Source organism: Rathayibacter caricis DSM 15933, assembly GCF_003044275.1.
Classification (GTDB): domain Bacteria; phylum Actinomycetota; class Actinomycetes; order Actinomycetales; family Microbacteriaceae; genus Rathayibacter; species Rathayibacter caricis.
In genome coordinates this window covers 892,169-919,129 of the sequence record NZ_PZPL01000001.1, presented here as the reverse complement: position 1 = coordinate 919,129, position 26,961 = coordinate 892,169, and the positions used below count along the sequence as shown (strand labels likewise).

Sequence of the window (26,961 nt, the reverse complement as noted above, 5' to 3'; positions counted from 1 at the left end):
TCCTCCCCTCCGCTCTGTCGCGAACGACGTTCTGCGCAGATCCGAGCCGACGGGCTCAGCCCGAGTAGCCTTCCGCGGTGCGCGCCCGCCGAACCGTCATCGTCTACTTCGACGGATTCGCGCTCTACAAAGCGCTCCTGCAGCAGCGCTACCCGCAGTACAAGTGGCTCGACCTGGCGGCCCTGGCGAAGCGCCTGTTCCCTCATCGAGAGGTCGTCGGAGTGAAGTACTTCACGGCCCCGCTCAAGCCGCTCACGAACGACCCGGGAATAGGGCAGCGGCAGCAGGTCTACTGGCGGGCGCTGCGGACGACCGAGGTCGAGATCATCGAGGGGATCTTCACCTTCACCAAGCAATACCTCCCGGAGTCGCCGGAGCGGCTCGATCAGAGCGGGCGGGTGGTGACCGTCCGCGTGAAGAGGCCTGAGGAGAAGGGGACGGATGTCGCGCTCGCGTCGCACCTGCTCGTCGACGCGTTCGAGCAGAGGGCCGACTCGTTCGCGATCGTCACGAACGACTCCGATCTCGTGCCGCCGTCGAGGATGCTGAGCGAGCGCGGGTACTCCGTCGCCCTGGTCTCGGTGGTGGGACCGCGATACAACAAGGCCTTCGAGGGGATCGGACTGAACGGAGTCCGGCAGATCCGTCGCGGCACCCTTGCCGCCTCTCAACTCCCCCTGCTCGTCGTCGACTCGGAAGGCCGGCGGATCAGAAGACCGCTCCGGTGGAGCTGACTACCAACGAAGCAGGCCCCCGCCGAAGCGGGGGCCGCGCCCGGTAGTCGAGACATCCGGGTGGTTACGCATCCACGCTACTCCGAGCCGCCTGTGCAACGGCGACGTCGCGCCACTAGCCCTTCCGCGCGTCGCGGGCCTCGATCAGCGGCACGGCGTGCTCCTCGATCCAGTCGACGACCGGGAGGAGGCGCTCGGCGAGCTCCGCGCCCAGCGGGGTCAGGCTGTAGTCGACCCTCGGTGGGATCACCGGGTGCGCCTCGCGGTGCACGAACCCGTCCTCCTCGAGGGTGCGGAGCGTCTGGGCGAGCATCTTCTCGCTGATGCCGCCGATGCGACGGCGCAGCTCGGCCCAGCGCTGCGTGCCGGGAGCGAGTGCTGCGAGCACGAGCACGCCCCACTTGCTCGTCACGTGGCCGAAGATCTCGCGACTCCCGCAGTCGGCCGAGTAGACGTCGGCGGCGAACGGGGTGCTGGCGGTGGCGATCACGGTTCCTCCTGGAAGGGTCTCCCCAGTACTAACGAAATAGTGCGTACTGCATTCCGGGAAGTACTCGGACGGATCCGCGGTTGCAGGGTGGGTCGGCGGAAACCTCGCCGCACCGCCAACGGAAGGACCACCTCATGACCCTCGTCGTCACCGGAGCCACCGGCCACCTCGGCCGCCTCGCTGTCGAGCACCTGCTCGCCCGCGGCACCGCCGCCTCCGACATCGTCGCCACCGGCCGCGACGCCGCGAAGCTCGAGGCGCTCGCCGCCGACCTCGGCGTGCGCACCGCCGTCGCCGACTTCGAGGACCCCGCCTCGCTCGACACCGCCTTCGCCGGCGCCGAGGCCGTCCTGCTCGTCTCGGGCTCCGAGGTCGGCAAGCGCGTCGCCCAGCACACCGCTGCGATCGACGCCGCGGTCCGCGCCGGCGCGCGCCTGGTCTACACCAGCGCCCCGAAGGCCACGACGAGCACCCTGATCCTCGCTCCCGAGCACAAGGCGACGGAGGAGGCGATCGCCGCGTCCGGCGTCCCCGCCGTGATCCTCCGCAACGGCTGGTACAACGAGAACTACGCGCAGACCGTCGCCGAGCTCGCCTCCACCGGCACCACGCTCTCCAGCGCGGGGGAGGGCCGCGTCTCCAGCGCCGCCCGCTCCGACTACGCCGAGGCGGCGGCCGTCGCCCTCGTCGACGCGTCGCTCGTCGGCACCGTGCACGAGCTGTCCGGCGACGTCGCGTGGAGCTTCGACGAGCTCGCCGCGATCGTCGGCGAGGTCGCGGGCCGCGACGCCTCGATCACCCACGTCGACTCCGCCGAGCACGCCCGGATCCTCACCGGGGCCGGTCTGCCCGAGGGCGCCGTCGGCTTCCTCGTCGGACTCGACGCGAACATCGCCGAGGGCCTGCTCGGCGCGACCGACGGATCGCTCGCGCGCCTGATCGGCCACCCGACCACTCCGATCCGCGCCTACGTCGAGTCGCAGGTCTGACCCTCGGCTCGCGTCATCCCGTTCGGCTCGCAGGAACTCCCGTTCCCCGCGGGCCGAACGCGTTCCTGCGAGCCGGAGATGCATCCGGACCGGCGCGGACATGCCCGGATCGCCCGCGCACGGGCGGGTGTCGGCGGCCCGTCGTAGGGTGGTCGGCATGACCTCGACGACGCCTCGCTCCGGTATCGACCTCCCCGAACTCGACCCCGCGACGCGCCCGCAGGACGACCTCTACCGGCACGTCAACGGCCTCTGGATCGACCGCACCGAGATCCCGAGCGACAAGGCGCGCTACGGCTCCTTCCACGCGCTGCAGGAGGAGGCCGAGAAGGCGGTGCGCGACATCATCGTCGAGGCGGCGACCGCCGAGCAGGGCTCCGAGGAGCGCATGTTCGGCGACCTCTACGCCTCCTTCATGGATGAGGCCCGCGCCGAGGAGCTCGGCGCCACCCCGATCGCCGACGACCTCGCCGCCGTGCAGCGCGTCGACTCGATCGCGGGCCTGCTCGCCGCGATCGGCGACTTCGAGCGCACCGGCGTCCCGGGGCTCTTCGGCCTGTTCGTCGACAACGACCCGGGCGACCCCGAGCGCTACCTCGTCTTCGTGAACCAGGGCGGCCTCGGGCTGCCGGACGAGAGCTACTACCGCGAGGAGGAGTTCACCTCCGTCCGCGAGAAGTACACGCCGTTCGTCGCGCGCATGCTCGAGCTGGCCGGCATCGGCGCGGCCGAGCAGCGCGCCGAGCGCATCGTCGCCCTCGAGACCGAGATCGCCGCCGCGCACTGGGACAAGGTGCGCAGCCGCGACAGCCAGGCGACCTACAACCTCCGCTCCTGGTCCGAGGTCGAGGAGCTCGCCGCGGGCATCGACCTCGGCGTCTGGCTGACCGCGATGGGCGCTCCGGAGGGGGCGCTCGCCGAGGTCGTCGTCCGCCAGCCGAGCTTCCTCCAGGGCCTCGCCGGTCTCCTGAGCGACGACAACCTGCCCGCGTGGCGCGACTGGCTGTCGTGGCAGGTCGTCCGGGGCGCCGCCGCGTACCTCTCGAGCGACTTCGTCGACGCCAACTTCGACTTCTACGGCCGCACGCTCACCGGCACCCCGCAGAAGCGGGAGCGCTGGAAGCGCGCCGTCTCGCTCGTCGAGGGCTCGCTCGGCGAGGCCGTCGGCCGCACCTACGTCGCGCGCCACTTCCCCGAGAGCGCCAAGACCGAGATGGACGTGCTGGTCGCGAACCTCATCGAGGCGTACCGCCGCTCCATCGTCGACCTCGACTGGATGGGCGCCGAGACCCGCGAGCGCGCGCTCGAGAAGCTCGCCAAGTTCACTCCGAAGATCGGCTACCCGGTCCGCTGGCGCGACTACTCCGCTCTCACGATCGACCCGGCCGACCTCGTGGGCAACGCCCGCCGCGTGGCCGCGTTCGAGTTCGACCGCGAGCTCGGCAAGATCGGGAAGCCGCTGGACCGCGACGAGTGGTTCATGACTCCGCAGACCATCAACGCGTACTACAACCCCGGCTTCAACGAGATCGTGTTCCCGGCGGCGATCCTCCAGTTCCCCTTCTTCGACGAGACCCGCGACCCGGCGGCCAACTACGGCGCGATCGGCGCGGTCATCGGCCACGAGATCGGCCACGGCTTCGACGACCAGGGCTCGCGCTTCGACGGCGACGGCCGCCTGACCGACTGGTGGACCGCCGAGGACCGCGCGGCGTTCGAGGAGCGGACGAAGGCGCTGATCGCGCAGTACGACGCCCTCGCGCCCGCGACGACCCCCGGGCACCACGTGAACGGCGCCCTGACCATCGGCGAGAACATCGGCGACCTGGGCGGCCTGAGCATCGCGTGGAAGGCGTACGTGCTCTCGCTCGAGGGTCAGGAGCCGCCCGTGATCGACGGTCTGACCGGTGCCGAGCGCTTCTTCCTGTCGTGGGCGCAGGCCTGGCAGCAGAAGTCGCGCGACGAGGAGACGATCCGGCTCCTCGCCATCGATCCGCACGCCCCGGCCGAGTTCCGCTGCAACCAGATCGTCCGCAACATCGACGAGTTCTACGCTACTTTTGACGTCACCGAAGGCGACGCCCTGTGGCTCTCCCCGAGCGAGCGCGTCACCATCTGGTAGTCAGGATCCGGTGGTCGCCGAGCGGCCGCCGACCCCTCCCGCGGACGACACCCCGGGCATCGAGAGCCGACCGATGCCGCCGGGTCCGTCCGTGCATCGCGCGCCCTCCCGGCGCGGCGACGGACCCGTGGTCCGCCCCTCCGCACGACCCGCTCACTCGACCCCGGAGAGGGGCCCGATCCGTGGTGATCCCCCACGACACCCGCCGCGACACCCGACGAGCCCGCCGCGGCCGGCACAAGGGCTCCGAGGATCGCGACAACTTCCAGCGCGGCTTCGACGCGCTCGGCCGGCTCGCGCTCGACGGAGTGGTCGTCTCGGCCTGCGCCGTCGACCTCGCGACCGGGCGCACGCTGTTCGCCGTCGACGACTCCGTCTCGATGCCGACGGCCGGCATCGGCACGATCCTGCTGCTCGTCGAGGTCGCGGCCCGTCTGGCGAGCGATCCGCAGGAGAACCTCCGCCTCCTCGACCGCACCGCCGCTGACGCGGTCGCCGGTTCCGGCGTCTGGCAGCACCTGCAGGTCCCGTCCCTCCCGATCGCCGATCTCGCGGCCCTGGTCGGAGCGACGAGCGACACCCTCGCGACGAACGTGCTCCTCCGCCGGGTCGGCCTCGACGCCGTGCGCGAGCGCGCCGAGGGTCTGGGCCTCTCGCGCACCGCACTCCTCGACGTCGTGCGCGACGAGCGCGGCCCCGACGACGCTCCGCAGCTCTCGATCGGCTCGGCCCGAGAGCTGACCTGGCTCCTCGCCACCCTCGCGAACGGCGAGATCGTCGACTCGACGGTCAGCTCGCGCGTCATCGGCTGGCTCTCGCTGAACCCCGACCTGTCGATGGTCTCCTCGGCGTTCGGCCTCGACCCGCTCGCGCACCGCCGCCCCGACCACGGCGTGCTGCTCGTCAACACCACCGGCACCGACGACGGCGTGCGCGCCGAGACGGGCGTGCTGCGCGGGCCGCGCGCCTCCGCCGCCTACGCGGTGACGACGCAGTTCGACGACACGTCGCTCCACTACCGCCTCGCGGTCCTCGAGGGCATGCGCACCCTCGGCGTCGACCTGCTGGAGTACGTGCACTGATCCGCGGCTCGATGGACGGCCGGTGAGGCGACCGCCGTCCGTCAAGGCCCTGACCGGCTCGCGCGCCCGACCTAGGCTGCCGACAGCGGCACCGCCTCCGGTGCGGGCCGCGGAGGAGGAACCATGAGCAGCTTCGGCTTCGACGCCCCCGAGGACGTCACCGACACCAGCCGCCCCGACCCCGACTCGATCCCGGCGCCCCCGGAGGACCCGGCGCAGGTCGACGACCCGGAGGCGCTCGACGAGGCCCTGGACGAGGGCGCCGACGCGCGCCTCGGCGACGAGCAGGACCCGCCGGAGCACCCGGTCGTCCCCTCGCCGAGCTGACCGGCGCGGCGAGGCGCTCCTCCGGACGCCGGGTCGACGACGCGCGACGTCGGGAGGAGCACGACCGCCGCCGTCAGTCGCGGAACGCGCCGCGGTAGCGCGCCGCCGGATGCCGCGGGTTCACCTGCGCCGACCCCGTCAGCCGCTCGCGCAGTCCACCGCGCGAGTACTCCGTCCGCGCCAGCCCGCGCGAGCGCAGCACCGGCATCACCTCGTCCACGAACTCGACGTAGCTGTCCGGCAGCGTCCAGTGCGCCAGGTTGATCCCGTCCACGCCCGCGTCGCGCAGCTCTCCGAGCCGGTCCGCGATCTGCTCGGGCGTGCCCACCACGCGCGGGTGCCGCCGCACTGCGAGGCGGGCGAGGTCCGCGACCGTCGCGTCGCGCTCGGGCAGCAGCCGGATCATCGACTCGAGCGTGCTGCGGTTGCCGTTCGTCGTGATGTCGCGCAGTCGCGTGTCCGGCGGGAACGGGGTGCCGTCGGCCTGGTCGACGCTCAGGCCCGCGTGCAGCAGGTGGGCGTCGACGCTGGTCCGGGCGTCCAGCTCGGCCTCGCGCTCCCGGGCCTCGCGCTCGGTGCTGCCGACGACGACCGACAGGGGCGAGAAGAACAGGACGTCGTCGCCGCGGCGCCCGGTCGCCTCCGTGAGCGCGCGGGTCGACGCGATCAGCTCCCGCGTCTGCTCGAGGGTCGATCCGCCGACGAACTGCGCCTCGGCGTGCCGGGCGGCGAAGGCGCGGCCGGCCGGTGAGGACCCGGCCTGGAAGAGGAACGGGGTGCGCTGCGGCGACGGCGCCGACAGGTGCGGTCCCTCGACCCGGTAGTGCTCGCCGACGTGGTCGATGCGGTGCACCGCCTCCGGGCGCGAGAAGGCGCCGGCCTTGTCGCGGACCGAGGCGTCGTCGTCCCAGGACCCCTCCCAGAGCTTGTAGACGACGTCGAGGTACTCCTCGGCCTGCGCGTAGCGGGCGTCGTGCTCGGTGAGCCGGTCGAGACCGAAGTTGCGGGCCGCGTTCTCCTGGTAGCTGGTGACGATGTTCCAGGCGACCCGCCCCTTCGAGAGGTGGTCGAGGGTCGACATGCGCCGGGCGAACTCGAACGGGTGCGCCTGCAGGATCGAGCTCGTCATCGCGAGCCCGAGGTGCTCGGTCGAGCCGATCAGGGCGGCGAGGAGGATCGACGGATCGTTGGTGGGCAGCTGCAGCCCCTCGCGGGCGTTGACCTCGAGCGAGGCGCCGACCGCGCCGTAGGTGCCGACCACGTCGGCGAAGAAGATCGCGTCGAACACGCCGCGCTCGAGGGTGCGGGCCGTCTCGACCCAGAAGGCGAGGTCCTCGAACGACCCGTGGCGCGCCTCCGGTCGCCGCCACTGCCCGTGGTGGAGGTGCGACGGCGTGTTCATGACGAAGGCGTTGAACAGCAGCGGGCGGGGCGGGCGGGTCATGCGGGCTGCTCCTGCGCGGTGACGGTGCTGCGGAAGTCGGTCTCGGGCTCGGTGCCGTTGAGCAGGTAGGCGCCGATCGCCGCCTGACGGAACACCGCCGGGTTGTGCGAGGCGATGGTGCGGGCGTTGCGCCAGTGCCGGTCGAGGCCCGACTCCGTCAGCACCGCGGAGGCGCCGCCCACCTCGAACAGGCGGGAGGTCACCGCGACGATGTCGGCCACGGCGATCTGCTGCGCCTCGAACTGCCGGATCTGCACGCGGACGTAGTCGCGGGTGCGCTCGGCCTCGTCGGCGTGCTCGCGGGCGCGCACGGCGGCGTAGTCGCGGGCGACGTCGTGCACGAGCGCTTCCACCGCGGCGACGCGGCTGGCCAGCTCGCCGACGACCGACTGCACCCGCGGGTCCTCGCGCGGCAGGCTCTCGCCGGCGACTCCGAACGAGCGCGAGCGCGCCCGGACGAAGCGCAGCGTGTCGTCGAGGGCCGCCCGGCCGATGCCCGCCATGGTCGCCTGGAGCAGCAGGTGCAGCAGGAGCCGGAAGTCGAGCGTGTACCAGTCGGGCTCCTGCAGCACGCGGTACACGTGCTCGTCGTCGAGCGGCACGTCGGTGAACACGGTCGTGCCGCTCGCGGTGAGGCGCTGGCCGAAGCCGGTCCAGTCGTCGATCACCTCGACGCCCGGGGCCCGGGTCGGCACGACGGCGCCGTAGCGCTCGCCGGTCGGGTCCAGGGCGCCGGTCCACGTGTAGTCGGCGTAGAGCGTGCCCGTCGTGTAGAACTTGCGGCCGGTGAGTCGCCAGCCGCCGTCGATTGGGACCAGCCGCGCCTCCGTCGTCGTCGCGGAGCCCTTCTCGGCCTGCGAGTTGGCGAACAGCGCCCCCTCCGCCGCGCGCCGGAGCCACGCCTCGTCGCGCTCGGTGCCGCCGACCAGGAACCGCTCGACGAGTCCGAAGTGGCCGCGCAGCGCCTGCGGGAGGTTGGGGTCGGCCGCGCCGAGCTCGACCAGCAGCTCGAAGAGCTCGGGCAGCGTCGCTCCGGCGCCGCCCCACTCGACGGGCACGCGCATCGCGGTGAACCCGGAGGACACCAGCGCCGCGATCTCGGGGTGCAGCAGGCGCCGCTCCCGCTCGCGGACGAGAGCGTCCCGTCCGACCTCCTCGATGACGGAGCGGAACCGCTCGAGATCGGTGGCCGAGAGACTCATCGCGCGACCTCCCCGAACGCGCCGCGGTAGGACCGGGCGGGATGCTCCTCCGGCAGCTGATCGCGGCCGAAGAGCTTCTGCCGCAGGGTTCCGGGCGCGTACTCGCGCTGAGCGAGCCCGCGCTCCTGCAGGACCGGGGTCACGTGGTCGACGAACTCCTCGAAGCTGCCGGGCAGCGTCCAGTTGATGACGTTGATCCCGTCGATGCCCGCGTCGCGCCACTCGGCGAGGCGGTCGGCGATCTGCTCGGGCGTGCCGACGATCCGTCCGCGCAGCTTCGCCGCGAGGGTGGCGAGGTCGCGCACCTTCGGGTCGGGGTCGGGCGAGAGCTCGCGCATCCACTGCAGGTGGCTCACGTTGGTGCCGGTGGAGAGCTCCGAGAGCGGAGTGTCGGGGTCGAGCGGTTCGCCGGTCGCCGGGTCGAAGGCGAGGTTGCTGTGCAGCAGGAAGCCGTCGCTCGAGAGGTACTCGTCGAGCTCGGCCGCCTTCCGCTGCGCCGCCTCCTCGGTGTCGCCGGTGACGAAGGCGAGGCCGAGGAAGAAGGCGAGGTCCTCGGGAGCGCGGCCCGTCGCCGCGACCTTCGCGCGGGTCTGCTCGATCAGCGCCCGGGTCTTGTCGAGTCCGGAGGTGAGCACGAACTGGCCCTCCGCGTGGCGGGCGGCGAAGGCGCTGCCCGCGGGCGAGGAGCCGGCCTGGAAGATCACCGGGGTGCGCTGCGGCGACGGCGGGCTCTGGTGCGGGCCGGCCACGCGGTAGCGCTGCCCGACGTGGTCGATGCGGTGGATCCCGCTCGCGTCGGCGAACACCGCGTCGTCCGGGTGGCCGAGCGCCTTGTCGCGCCGGAGCGCGTCGTCGTCCCACGACCCCTCCCAGAGCTTGTAGACGACCTCGAGGTACTCCTCGGCCCAGCGGTAGCGCTCGTCGTGCTCCTCGAGTCCGTCGGCGCCGAAGTTGCGCGCGGCGCTCTCCTGGGCGCTGGTCACCACGTTCCAGCCGACGCGGCCGCCCGAGAGGTGGTCGAGCGTCGACACGCGCCGGGCGAACTCGAACGGGTGCGCCTGCAGCACGGAGGAGGTGAACACGAGTCCGAGGTGCTCGGTGACGGCCGCCAGCGCCCCCAGCAGCACCGACGGGTCGTTGCTCGGGAACTGCAGCCCCTCGCGCGCGTTCACGGTGTAGTCGCCGCGGGCGGGACCGTAGAGGCCGAGGACATCGGCGAAGAAGATCGCGTCGAACCGGCCGCGCTCGAGGGTGCGGGCCAGGTCGGTCCAGAGCCGGAGCGACGTGAACTCGTGCTGGCGCGCCTCCGGGTGCCGCCACAGGCCGTGCTGGATGTGGGAGGCGGTGTTCATCACGAAGGCGGAGAAGCGCAGCGGCTTCGGGGCGTCGGTCATCGGGGGTCCTCGGCGGTCGGGGTGGTCGCGGGGTCGGCGAGCAGGCGCCGGCCGGGCACGGCGTCGAGCAGCTCGCGCACGTAGTCGGTGCGGGGCGCGGCGAAGATCTCGTGGGAGGGGCCCTGCTCGACGACCCGGCCGGCCCGCAGCACCACGACGTCGTGCGCCAGGCGGCGCACCGTCGACAGGTCGTGCGAGATGAAGAGGTACGAGACCCCCTGCTCGCGCTGCAGGCGCTCGAGCAGCTGCAGCACCCGCTCCTGCGTGATCACGTCGAGCGCGCTGAGCGCCTCGTCGAGCACGACGAGCGAGCTGTGCGGAGCGAGGGCCCGCGCGATGGCGACGCGCTGGCGCTGACCGCCCGAGAGCTCGCCGGCGCGCTTGTCGATCACTCCGTCGGGCAGCGAGACGGCGTCGAGCAGCTCCTCGACGCGGGCCCGGCGCTCGCGCGGCGACGCGGAGCCGAGCAGCGGCTCCGAGACGATGCGTCCGACGCTCCAGCGTGGATCGAGAGCGGAGTCGGGGTTCTGGTAGACGAGCTGCACCGTGCGCCAGAGCGCGAGCCGGTCGCGACCCGAGACCGCGGTGACGTCGCGGCCGTCGAGCGCGATCGAGCCGGCGCTGGGGTCGAGCAGGCGCAGGATCATGCGCGCCGTCGTCGACTTCCCCGAGCCGGATTCGCCGACGAGCGCCAGCGTGCGGCCCGCGGGCAGCGCGAACGAGACGTCGTCGACGGCGGCGACGGAGGCTCCTCCGCGCCGCCCCGGGAACGACTTCGAGAGCCCGCTCACCTCGAGCACCGTCGACGGGACGGAGGAGGAGGGCGTGGGCGACGGCGCGATCTGCGTCGCCCGCGCATGGGCGATGAGGTCGCGGGTGTAGTCGGTGGCGGGCGTCCGCACGATCCGCTCCACCGGAGCGTCCTCGACCAGTCGGCCGCGCTGCAGCACCAGGGCGCGCGATGCGTGGTCGGTCGCGAGCGCCAGGTCGTGGGTGACGAAGAGCACGCTGGTGCCGTGCTCGGCGGCCAGGCGGTCGAGCACGCGGAGGATCTGCTTCTGCACCGTCACGTCCAGCGCCGACGTCGGCTCGTCGGCCACGAGCAGGGCGGGGTCGAGGCCGAAGGCGATGGCGATCAGGATCCGCTGCTTCAACCCGCCCGAGAGTTCGTGCGGGTACTGGGTGAGCCGGTCGGCCGCGCGCGACACCTCGGCGATCTCGAGCAGCTCGATCGACCGGGCCCGCCGCTCGGCGCGCGAGAGGCGCTCGCCGCGGATCGCGAAGATCTCGGCGACCTGCGCCCCGATGGTGAGGACCGGAGTGAGGCTGGCGCCCGGGTCCTGGGGGACGAGGCCCACGCGGCGGCCGCGGATCCGGCTCCACCGCGACTCCGGCGCGCGGGTGACGTCGGCGCCGTCGACGAGCAGCCGGCCGGAGGCGACGCGTGCCCCCGAGGGGAGAAGGCCGGTCGCGGCGTTCGCGATGGTCGACTTGCCCGATCCGGACTCGCCGACGAGGGCGACGATCTCGCCCCGGCCGACCGTGAACGAGACGTCGTCGAGGGCGCGCACCGAGCGCCGGCCGAGGCGGTAGTCGAGGGAGAGGCCCTGGAGCTCGAGGGCGGGGGCGTCAGGCACGGGTCGCCTTTCCGAGGTAGCGGCTGAGCACGCCGAGGGCGACGACGACGACGAGGACGAAGGTGCCGGGCAGGGCGGTCATCCACCACGCGTTGGCGAGGTAGTTGCGCCCCTCGGCGATGATGAGCCCCCACTCGGGCGTGGGCGGGGGAGTGCCGAAGCCGAGGAAGCCCAGGGCCGAGACGGCCAGCACCGCCGCTCCGAAGTCGACGACGGCGAGGGCCACGAGCGCCCCGGTGATCGCGGGCAGCACGTGCCCGACGAGCTGGCGCAGGTAGCCGGCGCCGGCGAGGAGGCTCGCCTCGAGGTAGTCGAGGGAGCGCACCCGCAGGATCTCGGCGCGCGTCACCCGGGCGAACAGCACGACCGAGCCGATGCCGACCCCGATGCCCAGCGACACCGGTCCGGCGCCGTAGGCCGAGACGACGAACAGCGCGATCATGAACGCCGGCAGGGCGATGAGGGCGTCGATGACGCGCATCCCGATCGCCTCCGCCCACGGACCGAGAGTTGAGGACGCGATGCCGACGAGTGTGCCGAGGACGAGACCGACGACCACGGCGAGCCCCGCGGTGAGCGCCGTCTGGGTGGTGCCGTGGATCACCCGGGCGAGCACGTCGCGGCCGAGGTGGTCGGTGCCGAACGGGTGCGCGGCGCTGGGCGGCCGGAAGACCTGGGCGGAGTCGCCGGTCAGCGGGTCGGCCGACGTGAACCAGCCGGGAGCGACGAGCCAGAGCAGGACGACGACGATCAGCACCGCCGAGAGGATCGTGGCCGGGCCCGGCGCGGGCAGGCTCCTGAGCAGGCCGGCCCTGCGGTCGTCGGCCGTGCGGGTCAGCTCAAGCGCCAAGGCGCACCAGTCCCTTCTGCCCGCGGCTGCGCAGCACGCGGGGGTCGAGCGCGGGCGCGATCAGGTCGAGCACGAGCGTGGTGACGACGACGACGAGCGTCGTCAGCAGGACCAGGCCCTGCACCAGCGGCACGTCCTGCGCGATCACGGCCTTCAGCAGCACCGAGCCCAGGCCCGGGCGGGCGAAGACGGTCTCGGTGATGACGGAGCCGGCGAGCAGGATCCCGAGGGTCGTGCCGATGACGGCGGTGGTCGCGCCCAGCGACGAGCGGAGCACGTGCCGGAGGAACACCCGCAGCGGGCGGGCGCCCTTCGCCCGCGCGGTCTTCACGAACGCCTGCTCCGACGCCTGCTCCACTCCGCTCAGCAGCACCTGCGCGATCGGAGCCGACACCGGGATCGCCAGGACCAGCGCCGGGATGAGCAGCGACAGCAGCGATCCGTCGGGGAACAGCGACAGGATCCGGAGCTGGAACGAGAAGACCTGCAGCACGATGATGCCCAGCCAGAACACGGGGACCGAGCTGAAGAGCGACGGCACCGCGACGATCACGGCCTTCAGGCGCGGCGAGTCGATCAGGAACGCCGCGGCGCTGACCGCCACCGCGATCACGATGCTCAGGAGCAGTCCCGTCGACGCCAGCGCCACCGTGCTCCCGACCACGTCGCCGATGCGGGTGAGCACGGGCTGCCCGGAGGAGAGCGAGAAGCCGAAGTCGCCGCGCACCAGGTTCGCGAGCTGCAGCAGGTACTGCTGGTACCAGGGCTGGTCGTAGCCGTAGAGCGCGCTGACCTGCGCGATCAGGGCGGGGTCGGCTCCGGCGTCGCTCGCCAGGAAGATCGTGACGGGGTCGGACGGCAGCAGCTGCACGACGACGAACACGATCGTGTAGGTCAGCCAGAGCACGAGCACCGCCTGCCCCGCACGGCCCGCGAGATACCGGAGCACGACGACTACTCCTGGATCCAGGCTTCCTGGAGCAGCGGCGCGGTGCCGCCGTCGAAGGTCACGCTCACTCCGGGGCCGACGGCGTGCACCTGCACCTCGTCCCACAGCGGGACGAGCAGGTTGGTGCCGAGCACGAGGCGCTCCTGGATGTCGGCGAGCACCGCGTCGCGGGCGGCCGGGTCGGTCGAGGCCCGCTCGGTGGCGAACAGGGCGTTCAGCTCGTCGTCCGAGACGTAGGTGTTGGTGTTGCCGGCGGCGCTGAACAGCGGGCCGAGGCCGCCGAGGTAGAACTGGCGCGAGCCGATGGCGGGGTAGGACGGGTCGCCCAGGGCGGTCGCGAGGATCGCGCTGTCGCCCGCGTTGTTCGTGAGCTCGACGCCGAGCTTGCGCCACTCCGACTCGATGAACTCGAATGCGGGCTTGATCACGACGCTGCGGGGGCTGGCGGCCACCGAGAGGGCGAGGCGCTGCCCGTCCTTCTCGCGGATGCCGTCGGAGCCGACCGTCCAGCCGGCGTCGTCGAGCAGGCGCTCGGCCTCGTCGGCGTCGTAGGCGAGGTCGTCGCCGAGGTCGACGAAACCGGGGGCGGAGCGGTTGAGCACCGATCCCGAGAGCGGGTAGCTGTCGCTGAGCACGGTCGCCTTGAGGGCCTCGCGGTCGAAGCCGATCTGCAGCGCGCGGCGCACGTCCTGGTCCGAGACGACGGGCGCGTTCCCGCGGAAGGCGGCCCAGTTGGCGGTCAGCTCCGGCGCCTGCGCGACGGCGAGCTCGATGCCGGAGGCGGTGGCCGCGGCCTCGTCGGTCGGCTGGATGCCGCGGGCGATGTCGGCCTGTCCGGAGGAGACGGCTCCGACCCGCAGACCCACCTCGGGGATCGCGCGGAACACGACCTCGTCGAGGTGCGCGGCGCCCTGGTTGGTCGAGATCGACGACGGCCAGGCGTAGTCCTCGCGCTTGGCGAAGCGGATCTCCTGGTCGGGCACCTGCGACTCGAAGACGAACGGGCCGGAGGCGACGATCTTCGAGATGTCGGCCTGGCCGGCGTAGTCGAGCGCCAGCGTCGAGGTCGAGACGAGGCTCGCGGTCGAGGCGGCGGTGGCCTTGAGGAAGTCGGCGTTGGGCTCCGAGAGGCGCACCACGACGGTGTCCTCGCCGGTCACCTCGGAGCTCGCGTAGCCGATGAAGTCGCGGTTCTTGACGATCTTCTTCGCCTCGTCGCCCAGTCCGAGCTGATCGAGGTTCGCCTTGACGGCGGCGGCGTCCAGAGGGGTGCCGTCCGAGAAGGTGACTCCGGGGCGGATCGTGAAGGTGAACTCGGTGTTGTCGCCGTTGATGCTCCAGTCGGAGGCGATCCACGGCACGACCTCGCCCGACTCCGGGTCGAAGGCGGTCAGACGGTCGGCGATGTTCCGGAAGACGTTCGACTGCGTGTAGTTGAAGCCCTTCTGCACCTGGAAGTCGGTCTGCAGCTCGATGTCGGCGAAGACGAGCGAGCCTCCCTCGACGGGGGTGCCGGAGGCGGCGCCGGGCTCGGTCGCGGCCTGGGCGGTGCAGCCTGCGAGCAGACCGGCCACGAGGACGGCGCCGACGGCCACGGCGAGGCGCGAGCGGGACGGGGACGAGAACATGCGGGCTCCTGAACGACGGGGCGGGACGGCTCCGGCCAACCTAGGAGTTCGCTCAGCCACCCGCCATCCGTCGTGTAACACGGCGCCACGGAGCGCACCGGTCAGTCGTGCGGAGGGTCCCGCGGGAGGTCGGCGCCCGCGGTGACGGCGACCGCCGCGACCAGCACCGCGGCGTTCGCCCAGAACACGCCGGCCGAGCCCAGCGAGCCCGCCGTCGTGCCGATGGCGACGGGCAGGGCGATCTGCGCGAGTCGGTTCGCGGTCATCCGCAGGCCCAGCGCGGCGCCGTGCACCGACTCCGGAGTGAGGCGCACCACCCACGCCATCGTCAGCGGCTGGGGGACCCCGAGCGCGAGGCCGAGACCGATCATCACCACGATCGCTCCGCCCGCGTCGACCAGCGGCAGCGCGACCAGCGCGGCGACTCCGCTCGTGATCGACACGATCAGCAGCGTCTTGCGGCCCAGGGCCGAGACGAGCCGACCGAGTCCGATCCGGCTGAGCACCGAGACGACCGCTCGGACGGCGAGCAGCAGTCCGACGGCGACCGCCGGGACGCCCTGCTCGGTGGCCCACAGCGGCATGTAGGTGTAGAGCAGGTCGACCGTCACGAGCACGGCCGCGCTGACCGAGAGCGATCGGAGGAGCCCGGGGTGCGCGCGACGTCGCGCATCAGGAGCGGGCCGGCCGACGACTCCGCCGCGGGGGCGTGCTCCTGTCGACGCGCTGGAGCCGCCGGCTCCCGACCAGGCCCGCGAGCACCAGGACGCCGCAGGCCGCGGCGCCGAGCAGCGCGTTCGGAGCAGCGCCGGCGCCGGCACCGAGGGCCGCGACGAGCGTCACGATCGGAGGGCCGAGCAGCTGCCCGACCGAGGCGGCGGTGGTGAGGGTGGCGAAGCCGCTGTCGCTCGAGCCTCCGCGCGCGCGGTGGGCCACGAACGTCTGCTGGCCGATCATCACGAAGAGGTTGCCGAGTCCGATGACCGCCGCAGCCACCAGGAGGCCCGGCACGCCGGCCGGCAGCGCCAGGAGGCCCAGGCCGAGGACGAAGACCGCGATCCCGAGGAGCGAGACCCGCGCGCCGCCGACCCTGTCCGAGAGCCGGCCGGTGGGCAGCGCGCCGATCAGCGCGGGGACGGCGGTCGACGCGGCGACGAGACCGAGCACGAGCGCGTCCGCGCCGAGCTCGACGGCCCGGTACCCGATCATCAGCCGGATGCCGACCCAGCCCGACTGCACGAGAGCGGCCTGCACCCGGAGGGCCGGCCGCCAGCCCTCGCTCACCGCCGGCCGGTCACGGACGCAGCGGGATCTCGTCGGCTCCGCCCACCAGGCGCGTGAGGTCGTCGATGTCGCTGCGGACGGCTCCGTAGCGGGTCGGATCGAGGTGGAAGACGGCCAGCTGCAGCGCGTAGGCGATGACGATCGGCACGACGAGCGTGTTGTACTCCGAGTCGAACCCGCGCGGCGACGCGAGCAGGTGGTCGGGAGCGGGGCGGAAGTGGTAGCCGGGCGTGTCCGTGACCAGGATCGCCGCGCCTCCTCGGCGCTGCGCCTCGCTGACCAGGGTCGGCAGCGAGGTCGGGGCCTCGCGCAGGGCGAGGGCGACGAGGACGCTGGTGGCGTCGAAGCTCACGAAGTGCTCGGCGAGGTCCTTGCCGCCGTAGCCGAGGGTGACCACGACGAGACCGAGCCGGCGCAGGCGGCCGGCGAGCAGATCGAGCGCCGCGCGCTCGTCGGCGCTGGAGTAGAGGTAGACGGTCCGCGCGGCGTGGATCGCCCCGGCGGCGGAGTCGAGCGACTCCTGCGGGATGTAGCGCGCCAGGCGCTCGAGCGAGGCGGCCTCGTCGGTCGCGAACGCGAGCAGGTCGTGCCCGGTGGACGCGCGCATGACCGGCACGGACTCGACGTGCGAGCCCTCGTCGCGCTGCAGGTCGGCCCGCAGATCCGGGTAGCCGCGGTAGCCCAGCTTCTGGGCGAGGCGGACCACCGTCGACTCGTGCGTCTGCGATCGGCTGGCGATCTCGGCCGCCGTGATCTCGGACGCGTTCGTCGCCGAGAGCAGGACGTTCATGACCCGCCGCTCGGACGGACTGATCTGCCGCGTGTTGCTCGCGACGACCGATTTGAAGCTCACGCGCACTCCCCTTCGAGTCGATGAGGACCTTACCGGTCCCGCCTTGACAGTCTGACAGCTGCATGCAATTCTGTGCAATGTCGCAAGTCGGGGCGCTGCAGCCCTGCATCCGCGACTCGAGGAACCCGCAGAGAGGCGGAGGACGACGATGTCCACGATCGAACCCAGAAGCACCGCGTCCGGCGGATCCCGGTCGCGCGACCCCCGCACCGTCACGGAGTGGGCGCTCGCCGGAGCCTCCGCGCTCGGTGGTGCCGCGCTGGTCGTCTCCGGTGCCGGCTACGGCCTCACCGCCCCGACCGGCGTCGGCGCGGGCATGATGCCCCTCGTCGCGGGCCTCTTCGTCGGCGTCGCCGGCCTGCTCTGGTCGCTGCGGCTGCTCCGCGCGCACCGGGCCCACGCCGCTCTCCCGATCGCGGAGGTGTCGGACTCGACGCTCGGAGTGTTCCTCCAGGGCGAGGACGACGAGCTCGACGACGCGCACTTCCCCGACCGGAGGGGATGGACGCGGGTGGGAGTCGTCGTCGGCTCCGTCGCGATCGCGGCGCTCCTGCTGCCGGTGCTCGGCTACTCCGTCACCATGGTCGCCCTGCTGACCGCCGTGCTCGTGCTCGTCGGCGGCCGCAAGCTCTGGATCGCGGCCGTCGTCGCGATCGCGACGACGGGCGCCTCGCGCCTCGTCTTCGAGGTCTGGCTGAACACGGCCCTGCCGCACTCGACCCTCGTCCCCCTCGCCTGGCTGGGGCTGTGACCATGGGATTCGGCGAGCTCTGGGGCGGCCTCCTCACCGTCCTCACCCCCGATCACCTGCTCTTCGCGCTGATCGGCTGCATCATCGGGATGCTCGTGGGCGTCCTGCCCGGCTTCGGCCCGGCCGCGGCGGTCTCGCTGCTCATCCCGGTCACGTTCGGGCTCGACGCCACGACCGCGATCATCATGCTCGCGGCGATCCTCTACGGGGCGGCCTACGGCGGCACGACCACGGCCGTGCTGCTGCGGATACCCGGGGAGGCGTCCTCGATCGCCACCACCCTCGACGGGTACCAGATGGCGAAGCAGGGCCGGGGCGGCCCCGCCCTGGTCACCGCCGCGATCGCCTCCTTCGTCGGCGGCCTGATCGGAGTCGTCGGGTTCGTCCTCGTCGCCCCCTTCAGCCGGCTCGCGCTCGAGTTCGGGGCTCCGGAGCTGTTCCTCGTGTCGGTGCTCGGCATGGCGCTCGTCGCGAGCTTCGCCGGGAAGGACCCGGTCAAGGCGCTGCTGAGCGTGGGGTTGGGGCTCGCGATCGCCAGCGTCGGGATCGACCAGGGCCAGGGCGTGCAGCGCTTCACCTTCGACCTCCCCGAGCTCTTCGACGGCCTGGGCCTGGTGGCCGTGGTCATGGGCGTCTTCGGGATGAGCGAGATCCTCGCCCAGGCCCGCGGTGGATCCTCCGGCTCGCGCCGCCCGATGAAGGTGGGGCGCCTGCTGCCGACGCGCAGCGACCTGCGCCGCTCCTTCCTCCCGTACCTCCGCGGCTCCGTCATCGGCTTCGCCATGGGCCTGCTGCCCGGATCGCCGGGCGCCGCGACGTCGCTCGCCTCATACGCCCTCGAGAAGAAGGTGTCGAAGCGGCCCGAGGAGTTCGGCCGCGGAGCCGTCGAGGGCGTCGCCGGACCGGAGGCGGCGAACAACGCACTCGCGGTCTCGTCGATGATCCCGCTGTTCACCCTCGGGATCCCGACCAGCGCGACCGTCGCGATCATGGCCGGCGCCTTCACGATCAACGGGCTCATCCCGGGCCCGCTGCTGTTCCGCGACAACCCCGAGGTGGCCTGGGCGATCATCGCCAGCCTCATCGTCGGCAACGTGATCCTGCTGATCCTCAACGTCCCGCTCGCCCGGGTCTGGGTCGCGGTGCTGAAGGTGCCGTTCCACTACCTGATGGCCGTGATCATCGCGTTCATGTTCCTCGGCACCTACAGCATCAACGGATCGACGTTCGACATCCTCGTGATGCTCGGCGCCGGGGTGGTCGGCTACCTCTTCTCGCTCTTCGCGGTGCCGCTCACGCCGCTGGTGCTCGCGATCATCCTCGGCCCGCTGCTGGAGGAGAACTTCCAGCGCTCGCTCGCCCTCTCGCGCGGCGACTACTCGGTGTTCGTCAGCGGTCCGCTGAGCATCGGGCTCGTCACCGTCATCGCGCTGGCCGTGCTCTTCGGAGCCGTCCGGCCCGCCCTCTCCGCCGCCCTCGCGCGGCGCGCCTCCCGCACGATCCCCTCCGACCAGACGAAGGAGTCTGTCTCATGACCCGAACCCCCCACCGCACCGCAGCGGCCCTGATCGCCCTCGCCGCCGGCTCCGCCCTGCTCGCCGGCTGCACCTCCTCGGCCGCCGCTCCGGGCGGCGCCTCGGACGCGACCTTCCCCGAGTCCGGGCAGACGATCGAGTGGATCGTCCCGTCCGCGGCGGGCGCCGGCAACGACATCCTCGCCCGCATCCTGGCGCCGGTGCTGTCGGAGGAGCTCGACGCGAACGTGAAGGTCGTGAACAAGGAGGGCGGCAGCCAGGTCATCGGCCTGAACTACCTCGCCTCGGCCGCGAAGGACGGCGGCACGATCGGCTTCACGAACATCCCGTCGATCTTCGGACGGTACCTCGACCCCAGCAAGCAGGCCGGCTTCGACCGCGAGAGCTTCGCTCCGATCGGATCGTTCGCGCTGAACGACGTGGTCATCGGAGTGAACGCCTCGAGCCCGTACACGTCGCTCGAGGAGCTGTTCGACGCCGTCGAGGCGGCGCCGGGCGAGATCACCGTGGGCACCGACTCCCGCGCGGGGGACGATCACGTCAACCTGCGCACGATCGAGAAGGAGCTCGGGCTCGACTTCAACATCGTCCACTACAACAGCGGGGCCGACAAGATCGCCGCCCTGGTCTCGGGCGAGGTCGACTTCGCCCTGGGAGGCGTCTCGAGCTTCATCGGGCAGTACAAGTCGGGCGAGATCTCGATCCTCGCGGTCGTCAACGACCAGCAGAGCCCGTTCCTGCCGGACGTGCCGACCATCGCCGACGCCGGGTTCGAGCTCGAGCCGATGACGAACAACTTCGCCATCTCGGCCCCGGCCGGCACCCCCGAGGAGACGATCGCCGCTCTCGAGGGCGCGCTCGAGGCGGCCACGCAGGACCCCGAGGTCGCCGAGAAGCTCGAGGCCGCGGGCACGGTGCCCACCTGGGAGGACGCGGCCGAGGTCGCCGCCCTCTGGGAGGAGCGCGAGAAGACCGCGAAGCCCGTCATCGAAGAACTCATCGCCGAATAGCTCCGCCCACCGGAAGGACACCCCTCATGTCACGGATCCCCCTCATCACCGATGAGCTGATCGACCGGGCGCGACTGCTGCCGACCGCCAACATCGGCGACGCGCAGGAGCGGTTCGGCATCGCCTCCGGCCTGCACCCCGTCTGGGCGGGCGCGCGCCTGGCCGGTCGGGCGTTCACCGTCTGGACCCGCCCGGGCGACAACCTCCTGATCCACCGGGCGCTCGACGCCGCGCAGCCCGGCGACGTGATCGTCGTGAACGGCGGCGGCGACGTCACCCGGGCGCTGATCGGCGACCTGATCGGGCTGCGCGCCGACACGCTCGGCATCGCGGGTTTCGTCGTCGACGGAGCGGTGCGCGACGCCGGCACGCTGGGCGACGTCGGGATGCCGGTGTTCGCGCGGGCGGTCAGCCCGGCGGGGCCGTACAAGCACGGACCGGGGCGCCTCGACGAGCCGGTCGCGATCTCGGGCGTGGTCGTCGCTCCTGGGGACCTGGTCGTCGGCGACGCGGACGGGGTCGTGGTGGTGAAGGCATCGGAGGCGGAGTCGGTCGTCGCGGCCGCGGAGGCGATCGAGCGGGGCGAGGCCGAGAAGCGCCGCTCGATCCTCAGCGGGGCGCCGCGCGCACTGGCCTGAGGGTGGCCTTGCGGCTCCCTTCTCGCTGATCGAGTGGCCGGCGCCCCTGCGCGGCTGCTCGACCAGCGAGAACGCCCTCGCTACCGGATCCCGCTCCGCGCGAAGCCCTGGACGAAGTAGCGCTGGAAGGCCAGGAAAAGCACCACCATCGGCAGCACCGAGACCAGGGCCAGCGCCATGCTCGCGCTGTAGTCCGGCGTCGACTGCCCCTTGAGGTACAGCAGTCCGATCGGCAGCGTGAACAGGTCGTTGTCCTTCAGTGCGATCAGCGGCCAGGCGAAGTCGTTCCACGAGCCGAGCAGCGTCAGCAGCACGAGCACCGCGATCAGCGGGCGGCTGAGCGGCAGCACCACCTGGAGGAACACGCGCAGCTGACCGGCTCCGTCGATCCGCGCGGCCTCGAGCAGCTCCTCCGGGATCGAGAGGAAGAACTGCCGGGCGAGGAAGATGCCGAACGCCGCGGCGGCCCCCGGCAGGATCACCGACCAGTAGGTGCCGTAGATCTCGAGCCCGGCGACCAGCCGGAACTGGGCGACCATGATCGCCTGCACCGGGATCATCATCGTCGCGAGCGCCAGGAGGAACAGGGCGTTGCGCCCCGGGAAGCGCAGTCGCGCGAACGCCCAGCCCGCGGTGAGGTTCACCGCGACGGTGAGCGCCGTCACGAAGGCGCCGATGACGACGGAGTTGACGAACCAGTCGCCGACCGGGAAGCGCTCGAACACGGTGGCGAAGTTCTCGAGGCTGAGGGTGCTCGGCCAGAACCGGGGCGGGCCGGGCGCGAAGACCTCGCCGCGGGGCGAGAACGCGATGACGAGCATCCAGTAGAGCGGGAAGAAGACGATCGCCGAGGCGATCACGGCGACGACGATGCGCAGGGCGACGCCGGCGCGGGAGCCGTCCCGACCGCTGCGACGACGGCGGGTCCCGGAGGCAGCGCGGGTCGCGTCGACGGCCGGCGCGATCTGGGTGAGGGTCGAGGAAGTCACGGGAGGGGTCCTATTCGACGAGGTCGCGGGTGCGGCTGGTGCGCCACTGGACGTAGGTGAAGAGGAGCGTGATGAGCAGGATCACGACGCCCAGCGCCGCTCCGTAGCCCTGCTCGCGCACCTGGAAGCCGTTGCGGTAGGCGTAGGTGCCGAGCACGGAGGTCGAGAAGCCCGGTCCGCCGCCGGTCATCACGAAGACGATGTCGAAGACCTGGAACGAGGCGATCACGTTCATGATCAGCAGGAAGAACGTCGACGGGCCGACCAGCGGCACCGTCAGCGCGCGGAACTGCTGCCAGCGCGTCGCTCCGTCGATCCGCGCGGCCTCGTGGAGCTCGGGCGAGACGCTCTGCAGGCCGGCGATGTAGATCACCATGTTGAAGCCGATCCGCAGCCAGATCGCGGTGATCATCACCGAGATCATCGCGGGCGCGCCCTCGGACTGCCACGAGACGGGCGAGGCGCCGAGCGAGGTCAGCACCTTGTTCACGATGCCGGAGGACTCGCTGAAGATCGTGACCGCGATCATGCCGGAGGCGACTCCGGAGATGACCAGCGGCAGCACGATGATCGTGCGGTAGACGCCGCGCGCGGGCAGCACCGAGTTGAGCAGCACGGCCAGGCCCAGCCCGCCGATCAGCTCGATCGGCACCGTCACGGCGGTGAACAGCAGCGTGTTGGCGAGGCTCTGCCAGAAGACCGGATCCGCGCCCATCCGCAGGTAGTTCGCGAACCCGACCCACTCCGGCGTGCCGAAGCCGCGCGAGTCCTGGAACGACAGCTGGACCGCCCACAGGATCGGCACGAAGAGGAACAGCGCCATCAGCAGCATGTTCGGCGCCACGAAGCCGTAGCCCGTGAGCGCCTCCCGGGTGCGGGCGGCCGACCGCCGCCGGGCGGGCGCGGGGGCGCCTTCCCGGCCGCGGAGTGCGGCGGTGGTCATCAGCTGGTCGCCTGCCCGATGGCGTCGGAGAGGTCGGCCAGCGTCTCCTCGGTGCTGCGGCCGTTCACGAAGGCCTGCTCGAGCTGGTCCTGCATCGCGACCGAGATCTGCGCGAGGAACGGCGAGGTGAGCTGCTGCACGTCGCGCGGCGTGATCGTCGAGGCCTGCTCGACGAAGACGGGCATGACGTCCGGGCGCACCGCGAACTCGATCGAGGCGGGGTCGATGTCGGAGCGGGTGGGCAGCTCGTTCGTCGCCGCGCAGAACTCGGCCATGGTCTCGGCCTCGGTCATGAAGGTCAGGAACTCGGCGGCCAGCTCGGGGTTCGCGGTGTCGGCGGTGGCGACGAGGGCGTTGCCGCCGAGGTCGGTCGCTCCGCGCTGGTCGACGGGCATCGGAGTCGCGACCCACTCGAAGTCGGCGAGGTCGTCGATGTCGGGCACGAGGAACGAGCCGGCGAAGGCCATCGCGGCGGTCTCCTCCGTGAAGAAGGAGTCGGCGTAGGTGGCCGACTTGACCGAGCTGGTCGGGGGCACCCAGTCGTTCTCGAAGAAGCTCTTCGTGAAGTCGAGCGCCTTCGCGCCCTCGGGGGAGTCGATGGCGGGCGTGGTGCCGTCCTCCTCGAGCAGGGCGCCGTCGGCCTCGAACAGCCAGCTCAGCCAGCGCGGGGTGCCGCCGAGCTGCCAGTTGTAGACGAACGGGTACTGCTCGGCGGGGAGGGAGGCGCGCAGCGTCGTGGCGACGTCGGCGAACTCCTCCCAGGTCCAGGCCTCGTCGAGCGTGGTCGGCACCTCGGTGATGCCCGCGGCGGCGAGCAGCTCGGTGTTGACGAGCAGCGCCGAGACGTCGGTCTGGTGCGGGACGCCGTAGGGCACGCCCTCGTAGGAGACGGCCTCCCAGAAGGCGGGCGTGAACGCGTCGATCTGCTCCTGGGTGAAGTACTCGCTCACGTCGAGCAGCTGCTCCTGGCTCGAGTAGACGCCGAGGTTGCCGTAGTCGACGCGGAACACGTCGGGCGCCTCGCCCGAGCTCAGCTGCGCGTCGATGTTGCTGAACATCTGGTCGTAGGGGACGACGTTGAGCTGCACGTCGACGCCCTCGTTCGCCGCCTCGAAGTCGGTGATCAGCGACTCGAAGGCCGCCTGCTCGGACTCGCTGGCCCAGGTGGTGAAGGTGAGGGAGTCGGCGTCGGATCCGCCGCCGCCCCCTCCTCCGAAGCCGCTGCAGCCGGTGAGGGCGGCGGTGACGGCCAGGACGGTGGCGGTGGGTATCAGGCGTCGTGTCTTCATGGTGTCCTCTGCTGTGGTGTGCGGTGCGGTGTCTGCGGTGTGCGGGTGCGTGCGGGTGTGCGGTGTCGGTCTGCGGGTCAGGGGTCGAGGCGGTCGAGCGCGATCTCGACGAGCGAGACGAGGCCGTGGGGGCCGAGCTGGCCCTCGAGCGACTCGAGCGACTCGCCGGGGTCCTCGGAGTCGAGCGCCGCGTGAGCCGTGGCGGCCGCGTCCTCGATCGCGCGCACGCAGCCGAAGCGGGCGATGCGCGAGTCGTCGATCGCGGTCGCTCCGTAGCCCGAGCGGAACGCCCGGCGCTGCTCGTCGCTGATCGGCTGCGAGAAGATCACGCCGAGCTCGATCAGCAGCAGGTCGACCTCGCGCGGGGCCACGGTCGCCTCGTCGAAGTCGATGAGCCAGGGGCGGCCGTCGACGCCGATCACGACGTTGCCCGGATGCGGATCGCCGTGCAGGGGCACGCGCGCGGTCGGCGTGCGCTCGCGCTTGAGGCGCCGCTCCGCCCGGGCGAGCGCCTCGAGGCGCGGTCGGTGATCGCGCCAGAGCCGGGCGACGGCGTGGTCCTGCACGGCGTGCATCCGCTCGTCGAGATCGGCCAGGCGGGCGAGCGGAGGGGCGTCCGCGCGGCGGATCCCGCGGCGGACGGGAGCGCCGGCGGGCGGTTCGGAGTCGTGCACGGCGCGCAGCACGACGCCGAGCTCCTCCCACGAGAGGGCGTCGGGGCCGGAGTCGACCGCGTCCTCGCCGAGGATCCACGGGGCGACCGAGACGAGCACGCCGTCGTCCTCCGTCCACGGGCGGCCGTCGTCGGCGCGCAGCGGAGCGATCACACCCGGTACTCCTGCGTCGGCGAGCGAGGCGGCCAGCGACAGCCCGAAGCGGCCGTCGCGGCGGCTCGCCTTGACGCTCCACAGGGCTCCGGAGTCGTCGGTCGCGCACCAGACGCGGGCCCGGTCGTCGAGTCCGCCGGTCACCGGTTCGAGCCGCGCGATCGGCACGCCGAACCGCTGTCGGACCCGGTCGTCCACAGCGGCGTCGAGAATGCTCATCCGTGTCATCGTGACGCCCGAACGGGGCGGAAACACGGACTTGCGGATCGGGCGCGGAGGTGCGCGGGGTGCGGCGGTGCTCGGGGGGTCAGTCCGGAGCGACCGCCGCCAGCCACTGGCGCACGAGGGGCGCGACCAGCGCGGGGTCCTCGTCGGCGTCGAGCGCGCGGACCGCGCGGTCGGGCGCCCGCCACTGCACGCGGGTGTCGTCGAGGACCGGCGCGACCTCGTCGGCGCGCGCCGCGACTCCGCGGTGCAGCACGACCTCGACCCGGTCGCCCGGCCGCAGGCGCAGCGTGACCAGGTGCTCGCCGATCGCGTAGCTCGGCGCGTTCCACTTCACCGACTCGACGAGCCTCGGATCCGCGGACAGCACCGCCTCGCGCACCCGCGTGATCTGCTCCAGGCGCGGGTGCCCCATCGCTGCGACGTGGGCGGAGGCGGCGGCGTCGAGTCGGGACATGGAGCCACCGTGGCACGGGACCGGGCGCCGCGGGTGTTCGCAACCGAGGTCAGGATCCGGGGAAGGGCGCCAGGAGGGCCGCCGCGGCCCTCCGGACCTCGGTTGCGCACTGCGTCGAGCCGCGACTCGGAACGCGGACGCCCCACTCGGCCGCGGACGTGCGCAAGGCTGGAGCAATGCAGTTCAGAGTCTTCACCGAACCCCAGGAGGGCGCGAGCTACGAGGATCTCCTCGCCGTCGCCCAGGCGACCGAGGCCCTCGGCTTCGACGGCTTCTTCCGCTCCGACCACTACCTCCGCATGGGCGAGGGCGATCCCGGCCCCGGTCCCTCCGACGCGTGGACCTCGCTCGCCGGCCTCGCCCGCGAGACCGAGCGGATCGCGCTCGGCACGCTCGTCTCCTCCGTCACCTACCGCCCGCCGGGGATCCTCGCGATCCAGGTCGCGCAGGTGGACGCGATGTCGGGCGGCCGCGTCGAGCTCGGGCTCGGCACGGGCTGGTTCGAGAAGGAGCACGCCGCGTACGGCATCCCGTTCCCGCCCCGCCGCTTCGACCTGCTCGAGGAGCAGCTCGAGATCGTCACCGGCCTCTGGTCGACCCCGGTCGGCGAGCGCTACTCCTTCGCGGGCGAGCACTACACGCTCACCGACTCGCCCGCGCTCCCGAAGCCGGCGCGACTGCCGGTCCCCGTGATCGTCGGCGGAGGGGGCCCCAAGCGCACTCCGCGCCTCGCGGCCCGCTTCGCGAGCGAGTTCAACCTGCCCTTCCCGGAGGTCGACTCGATCCGCGGCTCCTTCGACCGCGTCGACGAGGCGTGCCGTGCGATCGGGCGCGAGCCGTCGTCGCTGGTGCACTCGGTCGCGCTGATCGCCGTGGCCGGAGCGTCCGAGGCGGAGTTCGCGCGCCGGGCCGCGGCCGTCGGGCGCGAGCCGGCCGAGCTGCGCGAGCACGGCATCGCCGGCGGCGTGCAGGAGGCGGTCGACCGCCTGGAGTCGCTGCGCGCGTCGGGCGTCGAGCGGGTCTACCTGCAGATGATGGACCTGCACGACCTCGAGCACCTCGACCTGTTCGCCCGCGAGATCCTGCCGCGCCTGTCCGCCTGACGCCGCGCTCGGTTCTCCACAAGTTGCGGTAACCGCTCGCGTTTCCCGCAACTTCCGGCGAAGTCGCGGCCCCGCAGGCTCCACTCCGCAGAAGTCGTCGTACTCGGGCTCGACTACGACGACTTCTGCGGACTCGAACACGCCGAGTCGGCTCCGCGCGGGTTCTCACTGCCCTCGCGTCTCCAAGAGTTGCGGTGACCGGTCACACT

At 72.3% G+C, this 26,961-nt stretch carries 25 protein-coding genes and 1 pseudogene; 10 read left to right on the top strand and 16 right to left on the bottom strand.

The window, feature by feature from the left end; genetic code table 11:
- The first annotated feature begins 77 nt into the window (after positions 1 to 77).
- On the top strand, positions 78 to 734 hold the full coding sequence (locus C1I63_RS04260) for an NYN domain-containing protein (RefSeq protein ID WP_107573899.1): 657 nt from the start codon (positions 78 to 80) through the stop codon (positions 732 to 734).
- A gap of 115 nt (positions 735 to 849) precedes the next feature.
- Here the strand turns inward: C1I63_RS04260 and C1I63_RS04255 are convergent, their stop codons facing one another.
- Positions 850 to 1,224, bottom strand: coding sequence for a winged helix-turn-helix transcriptional regulator (locus C1I63_RS04255; RefSeq protein WP_107573898.1), 375 nt, complete (start codon positions 1,222 to 1,224; stop codon positions 850 to 852).
- A gap of 134 nt (positions 1,225 to 1,358) precedes the next feature.
- Here C1I63_RS04255 and C1I63_RS04250 point away from each other — a divergent pair, with 134 nt between their 5' ends.
- The 4 genes from C1I63_RS04250 to C1I63_RS04235 all read left to right on the top strand — a co-directional run bounded on the left by C1I63_RS04250 (position 1,359) and on the right by C1I63_RS04235 (position 5,744).
- On the top strand, positions 1,359 to 2,213 hold the full coding sequence (locus C1I63_RS04250) for an NmrA family NAD(P)-binding protein (protein ID WP_107573897.1): 855 nt from the start codon (positions 1,359 to 1,361) through the stop codon (positions 2,211 to 2,213).
- A 157-nt stretch (positions 2,214 to 2,370) separates the two neighbouring features.
- The gene (locus tag C1I63_RS04245; protein WP_107575730.1) at positions 2,371 to 4,335 is read left to right on the top strand and encodes a M13 family metallopeptidase; all 1,965 of its coding nucleotides are present in this window, start codon (positions 2,371 to 2,373) and stop codon (positions 4,333 to 4,335) included.
- Positions 4,336 to 4,517: 182 nt separating this feature from the next.
- Positions 4,518 to 5,417: a serine hydrolase gene (locus C1I63_RS04240; RefSeq protein WP_107573896.1), complete on the top strand. Its 900-nt coding sequence runs from the start codon at positions 4,518 to 4,520 to the stop codon at positions 5,415 to 5,417.
- Positions 5,418 to 5,540: 123 nt separating this feature from the next.
- Positions 5,541 to 5,744, top strand: a complete 204-nt coding sequence (locus C1I63_RS04235) for a hypothetical protein (RefSeq protein WP_055794084.1) — start codon at positions 5,541 to 5,543, stop codon at positions 5,742 to 5,744.
- Positions 5,745 to 5,817: 73 nt separating this feature from the next.
- Here C1I63_RS04235 and C1I63_RS04230 read toward each other — a convergent pair whose 3' ends face one another.
- From C1I63_RS04230 to C1I63_RS04185, 10 genes and pseudogenes are all read right to left on the bottom strand, one after another.
- Positions 5,818 to 7,188: an NtaA/DmoA family FMN-dependent monooxygenase gene (locus C1I63_RS04230; protein WP_107573895.1), complete on the bottom strand. Its 1,371-nt coding sequence runs from the start codon at positions 7,186 to 7,188 to the stop codon at positions 5,818 to 5,820.
- Complete coding sequence (locus C1I63_RS04225; RefSeq protein WP_107573894.1) at positions 7,185 to 8,390, bottom strand: acyl-CoA dehydrogenase family protein; 1,206 nt, start codon at positions 8,388 to 8,390, stop codon at positions 7,185 to 7,187. Before C1I63_RS04225 ends, C1I63_RS04230 begins: the two co-directional genes overlap by 4 nt.
- Positions 8,387 to 9,784 carry an LLM class flavin-dependent oxidoreductase gene (locus tag C1I63_RS04220; RefSeq protein ID WP_107573893.1) on the bottom strand — a complete coding sequence of 466 codons (1,398 nt, stop codon included), beginning with the start codon at positions 9,782 to 9,784 and terminating at the stop codon, positions 8,387 to 8,389. The genes C1I63_RS04225 and C1I63_RS04220 overlap by 4 nt, the downstream gene beginning before the upstream one ends.
- Entirely contained in the window at positions 9,781 to 11,421 is a 1,641-nt protein-coding gene (locus C1I63_RS04215) for a dipeptide ABC transporter ATP-binding protein (protein WP_107573892.1), read from the bottom strand. Before C1I63_RS04215 ends, C1I63_RS04220 begins: the two co-directional genes overlap by 4 nt.
- Complete coding sequence (locus C1I63_RS04210) at positions 11,414 to 12,271, bottom strand: ABC transporter permease (protein ID WP_107573891.1); 858 nt, start codon at positions 12,269 to 12,271, stop codon at positions 11,414 to 11,416. Before C1I63_RS04210 ends, C1I63_RS04215 begins: the two co-directional genes overlap by 8 nt.
- Entirely contained in the window at positions 12,261 to 13,220 is a 960-nt protein-coding gene (locus C1I63_RS04205; RefSeq protein WP_055794094.1) for an ABC transporter permease, read from the bottom strand. Before C1I63_RS04205 ends, C1I63_RS04210 begins: the two co-directional genes overlap by 11 nt.
- 5 nt (positions 13,221 to 13,225) lie before the next feature.
- Positions 13,226 to 14,848 carry an ABC transporter substrate-binding protein gene (locus tag C1I63_RS04200; RefSeq protein ID WP_107573890.1) on the bottom strand — a complete coding sequence of 541 codons (1,623 nt, stop codon included), beginning with the start codon at positions 14,846 to 14,848 and terminating at the stop codon, positions 13,226 to 13,228.
- A gap of 101 nt (positions 14,849 to 14,949) precedes the next feature.
- Positions 14,950 to 15,474: pseudogene (locus C1I63_RS04195) on the bottom strand (MFS transporter); the annotation flags it as partial.
- Positions 15,475 to 15,520: 46 nt separating this feature from the next.
- Positions 15,521 to 16,132 carry an MFS transporter gene (locus C1I63_RS04190; protein WP_107573888.1) on the bottom strand — a complete coding sequence of 204 codons (612 nt, stop codon included), beginning with the start codon at positions 16,130 to 16,132 and terminating at the stop codon, positions 15,521 to 15,523.
- 10 nt (positions 16,133 to 16,142) lie between these two features.
- Entirely contained in the window at positions 16,143 to 16,985 is an 843-nt protein-coding gene (locus tag C1I63_RS04185) for a MurR/RpiR family transcriptional regulator (protein ID WP_146168360.1), read from the bottom strand.
- Positions 16,986 to 17,133: 148 nt separating this feature from the next.
- Between C1I63_RS04185 and C1I63_RS04180 the strand changes: the two genes are divergently transcribed.
- From C1I63_RS04180 to C1I63_RS04165, 4 genes are read left to right on the top strand one after another with little or no spacing between them, the layout of a single operon-like run.
- Entirely contained in the window at positions 17,134 to 17,736 is a 603-nt protein-coding gene (locus C1I63_RS04180; protein ID WP_107573887.1) for a tripartite tricarboxylate transporter TctB family protein, read from the top strand.
- Between the two features lie 2 nt (positions 17,737 to 17,738).
- Positions 17,739 to 19,271, top strand: coding sequence for a tripartite tricarboxylate transporter permease (locus tag C1I63_RS04175; RefSeq protein ID WP_055794102.1), 1,533 nt, complete (start codon positions 17,739 to 17,741; stop codon positions 19,269 to 19,271).
- Complete coding sequence (locus C1I63_RS04170; protein ID WP_055794104.1) at positions 19,268 to 20,281, top strand: Bug family tripartite tricarboxylate transporter substrate binding protein; 1,014 nt, start codon at positions 19,268 to 19,270, stop codon at positions 20,279 to 20,281. The genes C1I63_RS04175 and C1I63_RS04170 overlap by 4 nt, the downstream gene beginning before the upstream one ends.
- A 26-nt stretch (positions 20,282 to 20,307) precedes the next feature.
- On the top strand, positions 20,308 to 20,919 hold the full coding sequence (locus tag C1I63_RS04165; RefSeq protein ID WP_107573886.1) for an RraA family protein: 612 nt from the start codon (positions 20,308 to 20,310) through the stop codon (positions 20,917 to 20,919).
- An 80-nt stretch (positions 20,920 to 20,999) separates the two neighbouring features.
- Here the strand turns inward: C1I63_RS04165 and C1I63_RS04160 are convergent, their stop codons facing one another.
- From C1I63_RS04160 to C1I63_RS04140, 5 genes are all read right to left on the bottom strand, one after another.
- Entirely contained in the window at positions 21,000 to 21,908 is a 909-nt protein-coding gene (locus C1I63_RS04160; RefSeq protein ID WP_082485639.1) for a carbohydrate ABC transporter permease, read from the bottom strand.
- A 10-nt stretch (positions 21,909 to 21,918) separates the two neighbouring features.
- Positions 21,919 to 22,851 (bottom strand): carbohydrate ABC transporter permease, encoded by a 933-nt coding sequence (locus C1I63_RS04155; protein ID WP_107573885.1) that lies wholly within the window; start codon positions 22,849 to 22,851, stop codon positions 21,919 to 21,921.
- Complete coding sequence (locus tag C1I63_RS04150) at positions 22,851 to 24,140, bottom strand: ABC transporter substrate-binding protein (protein ID WP_107573884.1); 1,290 nt, start codon at positions 24,138 to 24,140, stop codon at positions 22,851 to 22,853. Before C1I63_RS04150 ends, C1I63_RS04155 begins: the two co-directional genes overlap by 1 nt.
- A gap of 77 nt (positions 24,141 to 24,217) precedes the next feature.
- Positions 24,218 to 25,186: an aminoglycoside phosphotransferase family protein gene (locus C1I63_RS04145; RefSeq protein WP_170116309.1), complete on the bottom strand. Its 969-nt coding sequence runs from the start codon at positions 25,184 to 25,186 to the stop codon at positions 24,218 to 24,220.
- 88 nt (positions 25,187 to 25,274) lie between these two features.
- Positions 25,275 to 25,649: a DUF1801 domain-containing protein gene (locus C1I63_RS04140; protein ID WP_107573882.1), complete on the bottom strand. Its 375-nt coding sequence runs from the start codon at positions 25,647 to 25,649 to the stop codon at positions 25,275 to 25,277.
- A 176-nt stretch (positions 25,650 to 25,825) separates the two neighbouring features.
- Between C1I63_RS04140 and C1I63_RS04135 the strand changes: the two genes are divergently transcribed.
- Positions 25,826 to 26,752, top strand: coding sequence for an LLM class F420-dependent oxidoreductase (locus C1I63_RS04135; RefSeq protein ID WP_107573881.1), 927 nt, complete (start codon positions 25,826 to 25,828; stop codon positions 26,750 to 26,752).
- Positions 26,753 to 26,961: the final 209 nt, after the last annotated feature.